This window comes from Paenarthrobacter sp. AT5, assembly GCF_032764245.1.
Lineage (GTDB): Bacteria > Actinomycetota > Actinomycetes > Actinomycetales > Micrococcaceae > Arthrobacter > Arthrobacter ureafaciens.
In genome coordinates this window covers 3955142-3968693 of sequence record NZ_CP136441.1, presented here as the reverse complement: position 1 = coordinate 3968693, position 13552 = coordinate 3955142, and the positions used below count along the sequence as shown (strand labels likewise).

The 13552-nt window shown below is 61.5% G+C and carries 12 protein-coding genes; 5 read left to right on the top strand and 7 right to left on the bottom strand.

Going from position 1 to position 13552, the window contains the following annotated elements:
• Positions 1-14 precede the first annotated feature (14 nt).
• The 3 genes from gcl to RI444_RS18390 form a co-directional block, all read right to left on the bottom strand.
• Complete coding sequence (gene gcl, locus RI444_RS18400) at positions 15-1802, bottom strand: glyoxylate carboligase (RefSeq protein WP_207605519.1); 1788 nt, start codon at positions 1800-1802, stop codon at positions 15-17.
• Positions 1803-1926: 124 nt separating this feature from the next.
• On the bottom strand, positions 1927-2805 hold the full coding sequence (locus RI444_RS18395; protein ID WP_207605520.1) for a 2-hydroxy-3-oxopropionate reductase: 879 nt from the start codon (positions 2803-2805) through the stop codon (positions 1927-1929).
• Positions 2806-2933: 128 nt separating this feature from the next.
• The gene (locus RI444_RS18390; protein ID WP_144649358.1) at positions 2934-3737 is read right to left on the bottom strand and encodes a hydroxypyruvate isomerase family protein; all 804 of its coding nucleotides are present in this window, start codon (positions 3735-3737) and stop codon (positions 2934-2936) included.
• A gap of 369 nt (positions 3738-4106) precedes the next feature.
• On the opposite strand from RI444_RS18390, the gene RI444_RS18385 reads away from it, so the two are divergent.
• Positions 4107-5135, top strand: coding sequence for a hypothetical protein (locus tag RI444_RS18385; RefSeq protein ID WP_242703208.1), 1029 nt, complete (start codon positions 4107-4109; stop codon positions 5133-5135).
• A 283-nt stretch (positions 5136-5418) separates the two neighbouring features.
• Here the strand turns inward: RI444_RS18385 and RI444_RS18380 are convergent, their stop codons facing one another.
• Positions 5419-5808 carry a heavy metal-responsive transcriptional regulator gene (locus tag RI444_RS18380; RefSeq protein WP_031216440.1) on the bottom strand — a complete coding sequence of 130 codons (390 nt, stop codon included), beginning with the start codon at positions 5806-5808 and terminating at the stop codon, positions 5419-5421.
• A 172-nt stretch (positions 5809-5980) separates the two neighbouring features.
• On the opposite strand from RI444_RS18380, the gene merA reads away from it, so the two are divergent.
• On the top strand, positions 5981-7423 hold the full coding sequence (merA, locus tag RI444_RS18375) for a mercury(II) reductase (protein WP_011691634.1): 1443 nt from the start codon (positions 5981-5983) through the stop codon (positions 7421-7423).
• A gap of 52 nt (positions 7424-7475) precedes the next feature.
• On the opposite strand, the gene istB is transcribed toward merA, so the two are convergent.
• Complete coding sequence (istB, locus tag RI444_RS18370; protein ID WP_011691635.1) at positions 7476-8291, bottom strand: IS21-like element helper ATPase IstB; 816 nt, start codon at positions 8289-8291, stop codon at positions 7476-7478.
• Complete coding sequence (gene istA, locus RI444_RS18365; protein ID WP_011691636.1) at positions 8288-9964, bottom strand: IS21 family transposase; 1677 nt, start codon at positions 9962-9964, stop codon at positions 8288-8290. Before istA ends, istB begins: the two co-directional genes overlap by 4 nt.
• Positions 9965-10193: 229 nt before the next feature.
• Between istA and RI444_RS18360 the strand changes: the two genes are divergently transcribed.
• Complete coding sequence (locus RI444_RS18360) at positions 10194-10757, top strand: hypothetical protein (protein ID WP_242703209.1); 564 nt, start codon at positions 10194-10196, stop codon at positions 10755-10757.
• Between the two features lie 532 nt (positions 10758-11289).
• Positions 11290-12891 carry a helix-turn-helix domain-containing protein gene (locus RI444_RS18355; protein WP_207605521.1) on the top strand — a complete coding sequence of 534 codons (1602 nt, stop codon included), beginning with the start codon at positions 11290-11292 and terminating at the stop codon, positions 12889-12891.
• Positions 12892-12908: 17 nt separating this feature from the next.
• On the opposite strand, the gene RI444_RS18350 is transcribed toward RI444_RS18355, so the two are convergent.
• Positions 12909-13310: a hypothetical protein gene (locus tag RI444_RS18350; protein ID WP_207605522.1), complete on the bottom strand. Its 402-nt coding sequence runs from the start codon at positions 13308-13310 to the stop codon at positions 12909-12911.
• A gap of 95 nt (positions 13311-13405) precedes the next feature.
• Between RI444_RS18350 and RI444_RS18345 the strand changes: the two genes are divergently transcribed.
• Complete coding sequence (locus tag RI444_RS18345) at positions 13406-13540, top strand: hypothetical protein (protein ID WP_410510809.1); 135 nt, start codon at positions 13406-13408, stop codon at positions 13538-13540.
• Positions 13541-13552 lie beyond the last annotated feature (12 nt).

Sequence of the window (13552 nt, the reverse complement as noted above, 5' to 3'; positions counted from 1 at the left end):
GTGCCGAAAGGCGCTTACGCTTTGGTCAGGATCGCGGTGGGTGCGTCCGCCGCGGTCTCTGCCAGCTCTTCGAACTCGTTCACGCCGTTGATCTCAACGCCCATGGAGATGTTGGTGATCTTTTCCAGGATCACTTCAACAACCACGGGAACCTTGAACTCGCCCATCAGTGCCTTGGCCTTATCGAAAGCGGCAGGCAGGTCGTTCGGGTCCTCAACGCGGATGGCCTTGACGCCCAAGCCCTCGGCAACCTTGATGTGGTCCACGCCGTAGCCCGCTGCGTTCGCAGAGAGCCCAGTCGAGTTGATGTTCTCGAAGGCCAGGGAAACGTTCTGTTCCATGTTGAAGCCGCGCTGGCTCTGACGGATCAGGCCCAGGTAGCTGTTGTTCACCACAACGTGGATGTACGGCAGGTTGAACTGTGCGCCCACGGCCAGTTCTTCGATCATGAACTGGAAGTCGTAGTCACCTGACAGGGCAACAACGGTGGCATCCGGGGTTCCCCTCACTACACCGAGAGCTGCGGGAGCGGTCCAGCCCAGCGGGCCGGCCTGGCCTGCGTTGATCCACTTGCGGGCACCGAACACGTGCAGCATCTGTGCGCCGGCGATCTGCGACAGGCCAATGGTGGACACGTAGGTGGTGTCGCGGCCGAAGGCCTTGTTCATCTCCTGGTACACGCGCTGCGGCTTGATGGGCACGTTGTCGAAGTTGGTCTTACGGTGCAGGGAGCCCTTGCGCTCCTGGCACTCGGCAACCCAACCCGAGTAGTCCGGCAGGGTCTTGGCTGCCTGGCGTTCGCGAGCCAGCTCCAACAGACCGTCCAGCGCCGCACCGGCGTCGGACGCAATGCCCAAGTCCGGCGAGAAAACGCGACCGATCTGCGTCGGCTCGATGTCGATGTGAACGAACTTACGGCCAGCCGTGTAGGTGTCCAAGCCGCCGGTGTGGCGGTTGGCCCAACGGTTGCCGATACCGATCACGAAGTCGCTCTGCAGGAACGTTTCGTTGCCGTAGCGGTGCGAGGTCTGCAGGCCAACCATGCCGGCCATCAGCTGGTGGTCGTCCGGGATAGCGCCCCAGCCCATCAGGGTGGGGATAACGGGAACGTTCAGGATCTCGGCCAGCTCAACCAGCTGAGCGGAAGCGCCGGCGTTGATGATGCCGCCACCGGCAACGATCAGCGGGTGCTGGGATGCGGTCAGCAGGTCCAGTGCCTTTTCCAGCTGCTTGCGGGAAGCCTTGGGCTTCTCGATGGGCAGGGGCTCGTAGGCGTCGATGTCGAACTCGATCTCGGCCATCTGAACGTCGATGGGCAGGTCCAACAGAACCGGGCCCGGACGACCCGAACGCATCAGCTGGAAGGCCTTCTGGAAGGCGCCCGGAACCTGGCCCGGCTCCAGGATGGTCATGGCGAACTTGGTCAACGGCTTGGCGATGGACTCGATGTCCACAGCCTGGAAGTCTTCCTTGTGCAGCTTGGCAACCGGAGCCTGGCCGGTGATGCAGAGCATGGGGATGGAATCAGCCTGAGCTGCGTACAGGCCGGTGATCATGTCCGTGCCTGCGGGGCCCGACGTGCCGATGCAGATGCCGATGTTGCCATCAGCTGCGCGGCTGTAGCCGTCGGCCATGTGGCTGGCGCCTTCAACGTGGCGGGCCAGCGTGTGGCGGATGCCGCCGTGGGCACGCATTGCTGAGTAGAAGGGGTTGATCGCTGCGCCGGGCAGACCGAAAGCTTCGGTTGCGCCTTCCTTTTCCAGGATGGCTACGGCCGCATCAACGGTGCGCATCTTTGCCATGGTGTACTCCTTGTTTTTTGCCCTTTCGGGCGAAGTCTGTGGTGTTTTTGGGTGTGGTGAGGGAGCCGCCGTCGTTTAAGTACGACGGCGGGTTCCCTACTGTTTGTTTCTTTAGCGCCTTGGCTTACTTGCGGCCGCTGAGCTGGAGGACCTGCTTGAAGAGGCCCGAGTGGTCGAGGCCGCCGTCGCCCTGGTTGACGGTTGCGGCGACGAGCTGGGCGACGACTGCGCCGAGCGGGACAGCGACGTTGGCTTCGCGGGCTGCGGAGGTGACAATGCCGAGGTCCTTGTGGTGGAGGGCCAGGCGGAAGCCGGGGTCGAAGTTGCGGTCGAGCATCTTCTGACCCTTCTGGTCGAGGACCTTGGAGCCGGCCAAGCCGCCGCCGAGGACCTTCAGTGCTGCGTCGGTGTCTACGCCGTAGGCCTCAAGGAAGGCGATGGCCTCGCCGAGGACCTGGATGTTGACGGCCACAATCAGCTGGTTGGCTGCCTTGACGGTCTGACCGGAGCCGGACGGGCCGACGTGGACGATGGTCTTGCCCACTGCGTTGAGGACATCCTGTGCTGCCTCGAAGTCCTCAGCTGCGCCGCCGACCATGATGGACAGGACGGCGTCGATGGCGCCCTGCTCGCCGCCGGATACGGGAGCGTCGAGCGGGCGGATGCCTGCCGCGACTGCGTCGTCGGAGAGGCGCTTGGCGACGTCCGGGCGGATGCTGGATGCGTCGATCCAGATGGTGCCCTTTTTCGCGTTGGCGAAGACGCCGTCCTTGCCGCTGACAACACCCTCAACATCGGGGGAGTCCGGGACCATGGTGATGACGACGTCGGCGTCCTTGACTGCGTCCGCGATGCTGGTGGCACCCTGGCCGCCCTCGGAGACGAGCTTGTCGATCTTGTCCTGGCTGCGGTTGAAACCGGTGACCGTGTGGCCGGCCTTGACGAGGTTGATGGCCATGGGGAGGCCCATGATTCCGAGTCCGATGACTGCAACGTTGCTCATTGTGGTTCTCTTTCTGGGGAAGTCTGCGTGTGTTTTAACCCGGGTGTGCTTACCCAACTAGGTGACAGTAAGTGTCGTATTGAGTGCTCAATGGAGCGTTTGCTGTTACCTAGTTGGGCGCTCCGTGCTTAGTTGGCGTTGGCGCGCTGGCGGATGGCCCAGCTGAAGGCCGTTTCCTGCGGTTCCTTGTACTCGAGGCCGATGTAACCGTCGTAGCCGAGTTCGCGGCTGCGGGCGATCCATTCGCCGAGGGGGAGCGTGCCGGTTCCGGGAGCGCCGCGGCCGGGGTTGTCGGCGATCTGGATGTGGCCGAAGTCCTTGGCATGGTTCTCGATGACGGATTCGACGTCGTCGCCGTTGACTGCCAGGTGGTAGAAGTCGGCGAGGAGCTTGATGTTCTGTGCGCCGGATTCTGCCTTGACGCGGGCGATGACCTTGAGTGCGTCTTCGGCGGTGAGGAGCGGGTATTTGGGTGCACCGCTGACCGGCTCCAGAAGGACGGTGCCGCCGATGCGGGCGACGCCTTCTGCTGCTGCGGCGAGGTTCTTGGCGGCGAGTTCGTCCTGCTCTTCAGGGGTGAACTCGTCCTGGCGGTTGCCGTAGAGGGCGTTGAAGGCCTTGCATCCCAGGCGCTCACCGATGCCGGCTACGACGTCGATGTTGTCCTTGAACTCGGAGCAACGTCCCTTCCAGGAAACCAGGCCGCGGTCGCCGCCGGGCATGTTGCCAGCGTTGAAGTTCAGGCCCGTGAGCTGAACGCCTGCGTCCTTGATGGCGGTTTCAAACTCGGTTACTTGTGCGTCGGTGGGGACGGAGGTCTCGAAGGGCCACCAGAACTCGACGGCGTCAAAACCGGCTGCCTTCGCGGCGGCGGGGCGCTCGAGCAAGGGCAGTTCCGTCAGGAGGATGGAGCAGTTCACTGTGTACGTCATCGTAGGTCCTTCCGAGGAGGGGCTTGGATCTATCTTCCCGCTGCTTCGGCTGGGCCTTGGTGCTTGGCTCAGTTTCCGCTTTGTGGAATTTAGATTCTGCTTTATGAAAAGTTTAGGGAAGGAGGGGGTGCGAGTCAAGGGGGGTGGGCGGGGACTGATGGAAAAGGTCCGCGGGGCCGGATCCGTTGCATCATTGGAGAAGGTCCGGTTGGGGCTGGTCGCGGACATTGGTCGTGGGCGTCATGAAACTGCGCCGATTGGGCATGGTCAACAAGCCCGCCGTCATCGTCCCGAACCACCTGCTCGAAAAATTTGCCCGTGAATGGCTGCAGATCTACCCCCGGCGGGGATCCTTGCCGCATCACCGAAATGTACGTCATGCAGCGCTACCTGCGCCCGGACCTGCTCCAAGCAGCCGGAATCAAGGACTTCAACACGTGGGCAGCGACCTTCGGCCAAGTCGTTGAGGAAATGGAACTCTCCGTCGCCGGCGGTGACAGGTTCAAACTCAAGAGCCGGTTCGCGAAATTCCAAAATGTCCCCGAGCTGCTGAAGATGTTCCACACCTTCGCAGACGTCAAAACAGCCGAAGACCTCAAACTGCCAGTCCCGAAGTTGGCCGCCCGTGACGGGGACGGGCTCCGGCAACCGAACATGCTCGCCGTCGAACCCAGCCCCGAACTGCGCGAGTACATCCAGGACATCGGCAACCGCGTCGACGCCATCAAGCAACGCCTCGTGCCTTCTGAGAAAGACAACATGCTCAAAGTCTCCTCGGACGGCCGTAAAGCCGTCCTGGACATGAGGCTCGTGGATCCCGCACTGTCCCAACGGGGACCTACCAAGATCAGCGCCACAGCCGATCTGCTGGCCAGCGTGTACGAAGAACACAAAGACCGCATCTACACCGACCCCTCCACCGGGGAACTGGACCCCGCGCCCGGTGCCCTGCGGCTGGTGTTCTGCGACTTCGGTACACCCTCGGAGAAGTGGAACGTCTACGGTGAGCTCAAGGATCAGCTCCGGCGCAGGGGAGTGCCCGAACACATGGTCCGGTTCATCCACGAAGCCAAAAACGACAACGAGAAAGGCCTGCTGTTCGCAGCCGCCCGTTCCGGCCAGATCGCCGTATTGGTTGGGTCAACATCGAAAATGGGTGTATGGACGAACATTCAAAACGTGCCGTGCACTTGGTGGACATGGACGCCCCGTGGAGGCCTGCCGACGTCGAGCAACGCCACGGCCGCACTTGCGTCAAGGCAACCAGAACCCCGAGGTCCGCATCTCCCAGGTCGTCACCAAGGAATCCTCGATTCCTTCGTGTGGCAAGGGACTGGAGCGGAAGTCCCGGTTCATCAACCAGATCATGCGTGGTCGCCTGGACGTCCGGGAAAATGAAGACATCGGGGATAACACCCTGAACTTCGCCCAAGCCAAGGCCATCACCAGCGGAAACCCGTTGGTGCTTGAAAGGCCGTCGCGGACCAGTGATTGTGTCAACGTGATCGGAGCCCACTAGGACGGCCCGAACGGTACCCACCCGTCGGACGTCCGGGGATGATGTTGTGAGGGTGTCTAGGGGTTCTTGGCGTGGTTTCTGGGTCTGTGAAAACACTGCCGCGGGTTGGGACGATACCCGGGGTCCCGGTTGTTGGAAGCTGGCGTCTGGCGGAGTAGTGCGTCAGAGGTAGCTGCAGATTTGTTCGGGATCGCAGCTTGCGTCGGTCCCGGACGCGGCAGTGGCGTGAAGGCCGGCGACGATGGATCGCAGCGCCATTAGTTCAGAAATCTGGTGGTCCAGTTCGGCCAGCTGGTTGGAGAGAAGGTCTTGGACGTGGGCGCAGGGGGCTTCTCCGGCGTCACGGAGGCTAAGAATTTCGCGTATTTGGGTCAGGGCGAGGCCTGCGGCCCGTCCGCGGCGGATGAATTCGAGCCTGGCCACGGAGTCGTCATGGTAGTCCCGGTAGCCGTTAGAGGATCTTTTCGCTGCCGGGAGAAGCCCGCTGTCCTCGTAGAAACGCAGCGTCTTGGTTGTCATCCCTGCCGCTGCCGCGGCCTCACCGATACGCATCATGAACTCATTTCTTAGCAGGCGGCCAGGACGGCGATTCCTTGACATTCCAGTGTAGGGGAAGGTTGAGAATGGGATGCAGAGCTGGTCTTCGGTTGAAGGCTGCACATGGCGGTCGGTTGAGCAACAGGTGTGCTGGCGGCTGCTTCCCTTCCATCTTCAGGAGTCCCTCGTGTCGGCAGCATCTTTCGATTATGACCTGGCCATTATCGGTTCCGGCGGGGCTGCTTTCGCTGCGGCCATCCGGGCAACCAGCCGTGGCAAGCGGGTGTTGATGGTGGAGCGCAGCACTGTGGGAGGCACGTGCGTGAACACGGGCTGCATCCCGTCCAAGGCCCTGCTGGCCGCCGCGGAAGCCCGCCATGTCGCCCTCGATGCTTCCGGACGGTTCCCCGGTATCAGCACCTCCGCAGAGCCGGTGGATATGCCCGAACTGGTCGCCGGGAAGCGCTCACTGGTCGAATCCATGCGGTCAGAGAAGTATGTGGATCTCGCCGCGGGCTATGGATGGAACCTGCAGCGGGGGACGGCGGTGTTCGCCGGAACCGCAGCCGCACCGGTTTTGAACATCACCGCCCCGGGCGGAACCACCGAGACAGTCAGCGCGGAACACTACCTGGTCGCGACCGGCTCCACCCCCTGGATCCCTGAAGTGCCGGGAATGGACGAGGTGGATTATCTGACGTCCACGAGTGCGATGGAGCTGCAGGACGTTCCCGCTTCGATGCTGGTGGTGGGCGGCGGGTATGTGGCGCTGGAGCAGGCGCAGCTTTTCGCCCGGCTCGGCACGGAGGTGACCATCCTGGTCCGGTCCAAGCTCGCCTCGGCCGAAGAGCCTGAAGCCGGGCATGCCCTCGCCGGTGTCTTCGCCGATGAGGGTATCCGGGTCGTCCGTCGAGCGACAGCGTCCTCGGTCCGGACCGATGAGGTGTCGGGGGACGTGGTCGTGGATGCTTCCGTCTCAGGAGGAAACGAGGAATTCAGGGCCGCGCGCCTGCTCATGGCAACAGGCCGGCGCCCGGTCACGGAGGATTTGAACCTTTGCATGGTCGGCGTTGAAACCGGGGACCGCGGGGAAGTCCTGGTCGACGGGAGCCTTCGCAGTACTAATCCGAGGATCTGGGCCGCGGGTGATGTGACGGGTCACCCGGAGTTCGTTTATGTCGCCGCCGCGCACGGGGCCCTGATGGTGGAGAACGCCTTTGAGGGTGCCGGGCGTGAGGTCGATTACCGGCACCTGCCCCGGGTCACGTTTACCAGCCCTGCCCTGGCCGCTGTCGGGATGACGGACAAGGAAGCGAACCAGGCAGGGATCCGGTGCATGTGCCGGGTTCTGCCGCTCAAATTTATCCCTCGCGCGCTGGTGAACCGTGATACCCGCGGCTTCATCAAGATCGTTGCCGACGCGGACACGGGTCGGATTGTAGGGATCACTGTCGTGGGTAAGGACGCCGGGGACATCGCCGCCGCAGGGATTTACATTCTGGAGGCCGGGATGACCGTTGATCAGGTCGCGAATCTCTGGAGCCCCTATCTGACCATGGCCGAAGGCATCAAGATAGCAGCCCAGTCCTTCACTACTGACGTCTCCAAACTGTCCTGTTGCGCGGCATGAAGTGGTCAACGACAACCTATGTGTTCGTGGGGCGGGCGGCCGCGGCTACCTTTTAGTGCGCGTTCCTTGTCAGGCTGTGGGCGAGGCGGTAGGAATCGGTGCCGGTTTCGATGATGGTGCCGTTGAACGTCAGCCGGTCAACGATCGCGGCGCAGAGGCGCGGGTCGGTGAATGTCTTGGTCCAGCCGGAGAACGACTCGTTGGAAGCGATGGCGATGGAGTTCTTCTCTTCGCGTTCGGTGAGGACCTGGAAGAGGAGTTCGGCGCCGCGCCGGTCCAGTTCCATATAGCCGAGCTCGTCAATGCAGAGCAGGTCCACTCGGCCGTATCTGGCGATGGTCTTGGCGAGGACTTTGTCGTCGGCGGCTTCGACGAGTTCGTTCACGAGCCGGGTGGCCAAAGTGTATTTGACCCGGTATCCCTTCTCCGCCGCGGCGGTGCCCAGCCCGATAAGCAGGTGGGATTTGCCGGTTCCGGAGTCCCCGATCAGGCATAGCGGTGCACCTTTTCGAATCCATTCGCCGGTAGCGAGGGTATGGATGGTAGCGGGGTTGATGTTCGTGTTCGCGTCGAAATCGAAATCACCGAGCCATTTATCCCGGGGAAAGTTCGCGGCTTTGACGCGTCGGATTGAGGAGCGACGGTCCCGGTCATCGCATTCGGCCAGCAGCAGCTCGGCCAGGAAGCCTTGGTAAGAGAGTTGTTCCTTCCCCGCGACGGTCAGAGCTTCGTCCAGAACCGCCCGGATGGTGGGCAGGCGCAATCGGCGGCATGCTTGGTCCACGGCCGCGACCGCGGCCTGCTCAGTCAGACCGCGGCGCCGTCGCAGGGTTGGGGTGATGGTGGTGGCCGGTGCGGTGGGGCTCATGAGATGTTTTCCTTCGACGCGGTTCCTGCGGAGTGTTCGGTGCGTTTGGCCAGCAGCTCGTCATAGGCGCTGATCGCCGGGAGCGGCCGCTTGTCTGGAGGGAGCCCGGCGATGACCGCCGCCGGGTCCATCAGCCGGCGCTGGGTCAGGCTGACAACTCGTTGCACTTTCGCTTCAGCATGAGCACCGCGATGACGGTCAGGACGGGACCCACCAGCAGGGATGCTGGAGGCATGTCGGCGGCCTTCAACCGCCACGACGTCGGCACTGACGGCACCTACTCCAAGGGCTGCGGTGATCCCTGCCTCGATGTCTTCGGCTTCCATCGATCGGTGCAGCAGCAGGACGTCAATCAGTTCACGGGTCCCCGCGGCATCACCGTTGACCCTGCGCGAGGCAGACCAGAAGGCGTCATGGGCGCTGGTGAAAGCACCCGACTCCCGCGCCCTGGCCAAAGCAGTGGAACCAGGCAAAGCGCCGGGCTTGGTCTTGAGGACCTCCAGATAATGGTCCAACTGGACCGACTGCCCGCCCTTGGCAATAATCCGCTGGTGCCGGGCCGCCACCGCGCGGCCGTCGAACACCACAACTTCGGATGCCCGCAATGAAACCCGGACCCGCCGACCGATGAACCGTGCTGGCACCGAGTACTTCACCATCCGCACGGTAATCATTGAGGACCGGTCCACTCTCGGGTTCAACACCAGACCGGGATCGAACTCGTCGGCCGGCAACGGTGCCAGGAACGGGCGCTCGGCGGCGAAGTCCTGGCCGATAGTGCGGATCCTGCCATCAATCCGCCGCTGATCGTCTTGAACCTCCCGGCTCCGGATCCAGTCGTTGAGCTCATCAAGGGACCTCGCCACGGGCATCGGGGTCAGCCGGTTGCGGCGGAACCAGCCCACCTCGCCCTCGACCCCGCCTTTCTCGTGAGCGCCGGCAAGACCTGGCTGGCAATAAAAGGCATCAAATCCATAGAACGAGCGAAACAACACCCACCGGTCATTCTCCAGGCGGTTCCGCCCCTGACCGAACACCACGGCCCTGACGGCACTGGTGAGGTTGTCATAGCGGATATGTTTGACCGGCACGCCGCCGATCTCGTTGAACGCCTCGACGTGGCCTTCCAGAAACGCTTCCTGGGCCTGGGTGGGGTAAATCCGGTGGATGGCTTTGCCGGAGTGAGAAAGCCGGAAGATGAACATGTGGCATTTCGTCTTTACCCCGTCCAGCACGATCCAGACTTCACCGAAGTCCACTTCCGCTTCCGCGCCCGGGGCGTGCTCCTGAGGAACAAATACCTCAACCCGGCGGCCGGCCTCCACATCGATCTGCGCCCGGCGGACCCGAACGTAGTCACGCACCGTCGAATACGACAACTCGTCCGCTCCATGCTCCTCGATGAGCCGGGCAAGAATCCTCCGGGCAGTGTGACGCTGCTTCCTCGGCGCCGTCGTGTCCTCGACGAGCATGGCGTCGATCGTCGGTTTATAAGGATCAAGCCGCGGCGAGGACCGTACAGGAGTTTTACGCTCTGGCGGGACCGGGGAACTTAACGCCTTACGCACGGTTTTCCGCGCCACCTGGTGCCTGCGGGCAAGCTCCCGGATTGACGCGCCCTCCACCCGGGCATCCCTCCGAATCTGCGCGAACAACTCCACTCTTGACCCCATCCCGGCCCTCCCGTCGTCGATCCAACACTGGATGGATCAACGTTCACAGGTGGGTACCATTCAAGCCGTCATTAGGTTCGGCATGTCCGGCTGGTGGGTACCGTTCGGGCCGTCCTAGTGGGCTCCGATCAGACTGTCATACTCAACCATCGGAGGGCAAAGCGTCGACAGCAGGAATGATGCTGCCGAAGCCCTCCGTGCATGGGCCGGGCGGCAAGGGCACCGGCTTATGAACGTTTACGGGTACGACGAGCTTGGCACCATCGCCACCCTCGGCGGCCATGAGCTGCGCGCCAAGCTCGTTCCCGGACGGGAACTGGACCATGCCACCGTTGAAGTCCGCGTCGAGGGCGTACCCAGAGCGACCACCCAGATATCCCGCAAGGGTCTGCTCTCAGCTGACCTCGGCACGATCAGGCAACTCGAAAACAGGGTGTCCTCGTTGCCAAGGCTCGCCGCCGACGTCGAGACACGACGCCAGGAAGCCCTCAACTGCATCGAACAAGCGGACAAAGCACTGGCGGAGCCCTTTAAACACGCCGAAGCACTCAAAACCGCCCAGGCCAACTCCGCGCGCATCGACCAACTCATGGCTGACGCCGCAAAGCCAGACGAACCACAACAGTCCGAATCGGCCACCGAAGTTGACCCACGCCTGGAGAAGATGCGGCGCGTTCTGAATGCATCATTTCCAAGCCAACCCGGTGCAGTTACCGCGGCGGCTACCGCGTGGCCAACCCACCCAACGCCTCATGAACTAAGCCGTCAACAAGACTCCGACTACGGACGCTAACCAACAAGAGGGCATAAAGAAAGAGCACGGACATCGAGTCCGTGCTCTTTCTTGCACGAGTATCCGTGCCACAGGAGACGACCGCTCTGCCGCTGAGCTACATCCCCAAGGTTTGTGGAGATGAGGGGAATCGAACCCCCGACGCGCCGTTTTGTGGGCAGTCCGGTCGTGAGCCGGCGGGGAGCTTTCTTCCCCTGCCCTAAATCAAGCGGACGCTCTACCACCTGAGCTACAGAGCCATGGCGTGGCTCTGGAGGGGTTCGAACCCTCGACCTTCCGGTTAGTGAGCAGTCCGGTCGCGAACCGGGGAGAACTCATTCCTCTGCCCTATGCACCTATATTAGCATTAAGGCAAGACTTTTGTCAATTCTCTCTGCTCCCGCCCTGGTCCGCGCATCAACGGACTAGCCAGACGACCGTTGCGCTGGGCCTCATTTTGTTGAGGGTAGCGGGAATGGCCGGCGCACGCAGGGGCCTGACCCACCGCGGTCAGCCTCCGCTATTCATCGTAAATTCTTCCTAGGATGTACTGATGAGTGAAACAGCGCCAGAACCCGCCGACCCCGCCCGCGCGCTTACCTTCGACGGCCAGGTCAGCGAGGAAAAGCTTGCAGAGCTCCTCGCTCTTGGAGCCGAACACTCATCCTTGGACTTTAAGAAGGAACTGAACCTCAACGAGCCTCTGAAGAAACTCGATTTCATCAAGGACTGCGCCGCCATGATGAACCAGCCACAGGGTGGTTATTTGGTAATCGGCGCGAATGACGATGGAACGCCGGCCCCAGGGTACTTGACCCCAACAAAAGAAATGTTCGACTCCGCCGCGCTCACCGAAATAGTTAGGCCGTATGTGGATGCCCCAATCGACATACGGGCCCAGGTTCACACACTTCAGTTGGCAGGGGAACTAGCCCGAATGGCGGTCATCTACATCGCGCCTCCGGCTGACGGAATACCGGCAGTGATGGCAAAGGACGGCATTACAAAGGCCCCGAGCGGCACGAACGTAACGCGGTTCAGCCGTGGGGTTGTATTCACCCGCGAGGGAACCTCGAATGCCGTCGTCACCCACAAAACGTGGGGCAACGTTCTGGCTAACTTCAGGAGCCAAGAACGTGCTGAATCTCGTCAAGACGTGGACGCGCTTATCAGGAGAACGTTGCAGATGGTTGGTACCTCAGATGCCCCGCCAATGGTGGTTCCCGACCTTGGCATGGACTCAGCGACATTCACTGACGCCGTGAGCATGACACTGACCGACGGAAACGTTCGTGCCCTCAGGAAATTCTTCGCTACGGCAAAGAACGCTTACCACCAAGGAGAAGGTGAGGAGCAGAGGACAATAGCGCTCAACAGGATTGCTGCAGTCGCGGCAGAAGCTGTAATCGTGGGCGACATTGCCGCCGTCAAGCTCGTCATGGACGTGCTCTCCAACGTGTACGAAAGCTATCTGCTTACGCCGGGAAGGACGGCGGGTAAGCAAGGCGCCGCGGCTGAATGGCTAGAGATCATTCTCCGGGTCATGGCCGTCGGTGCCGCCGCTGTCCGCAACGGTTTGTACGGGGCTCTGCCCACCATTGTTCTAAGACCCATAGGCGATAGCGTCTATTCCTACAGATCCTGGATCCGGCACGGACTAACGGAGGCCTCCAGAGCCAACCTGCTGGTTAGGTCCGACGAAACTGACAAGGGCGGCAACCTCATCGCAATGTCCGCTGCGCTTCTACGCCACACTCCGGATCTACGACCCGACATGCAGCTCGCTGACGACGGAGAATCAGGTGAAGACTTCCTTGATTCATTGTGTCAGTTCGACTTTCTTTGGTGCTGCCTATCCCTGGCCTCGAATGAGGACGCATCATCCTCAGCTGCCTACTATCCGAGTTGTGCCGCCTACCACCAGTACAGGATCACGCCAGCGCTCCACTTGCTTGAGAACAAGCCGGAGGTCAGAGCTGAGGTATTCGGAGACATCCCAGATCAGAAGATCGCAGATTCAATTCTCGAAGTCATAGAGATGGCTAAAGGGCAGTCATGGAATTACGGAGGATGGTGGGGCGGCCGCCGCGAGATGGATCCTGCTGGCTGGACCATGAAAAATGCAACCATCGAAGACTCTGCGAACCGCTTCTAGACACCCCTGGCACCAGGTCAATTACGGATGTTGAGTGGCAGCGCAAGTTCATCGGAGAGTTGATCCAGCTCGGCGAGACCAGGTGTGTCGACTCGAAGCGACTCTAGTACCCACGATGCGAACATCGTCGCCATCGCTGTGAAATGTGCAGTTTGGCGCTCGTAAGGGTCGGCGGCCTCGCTAAGGATTATGAACTGCTTTTCGTCGTCCAAATCTAAGAAGGCGGTTACGGTCTCTCCTGTGACATGGACAATCTGCGATTGCTGCATGTACGCAGTCTTGAACGTCGCGTTGTAATCGACCTGCTCAATCATTTCCGAGACGCGGAGCATCCTTTTTCCCTTGGATGGCGTCGATTCCAGAGCCGCATCGATCTCATCCTGGGGCATGTTGAGGTACTCCGTGACGGCTTGGAACATGCGTTGACGAGAATGTGGTTGGGTCCCCGGAGAGTAGTCCAGTGTTTGTGTGAGTTTCGTGTCCGAGAATGGACACAGGAGGTAATTCACGAATCATGGCACGCAGACACACCCCGGAGCAGGTCATCGCCAAGGTCCGGCAGGGCCAAAAGATGCTCAACGATGGCCGTCCGATGGTCGAGGTCGTCAAGGTGGTTGGGTCCCCGGAGAGTAGTCCAGTGTTTGTGTGAGTTTCGTGTCCG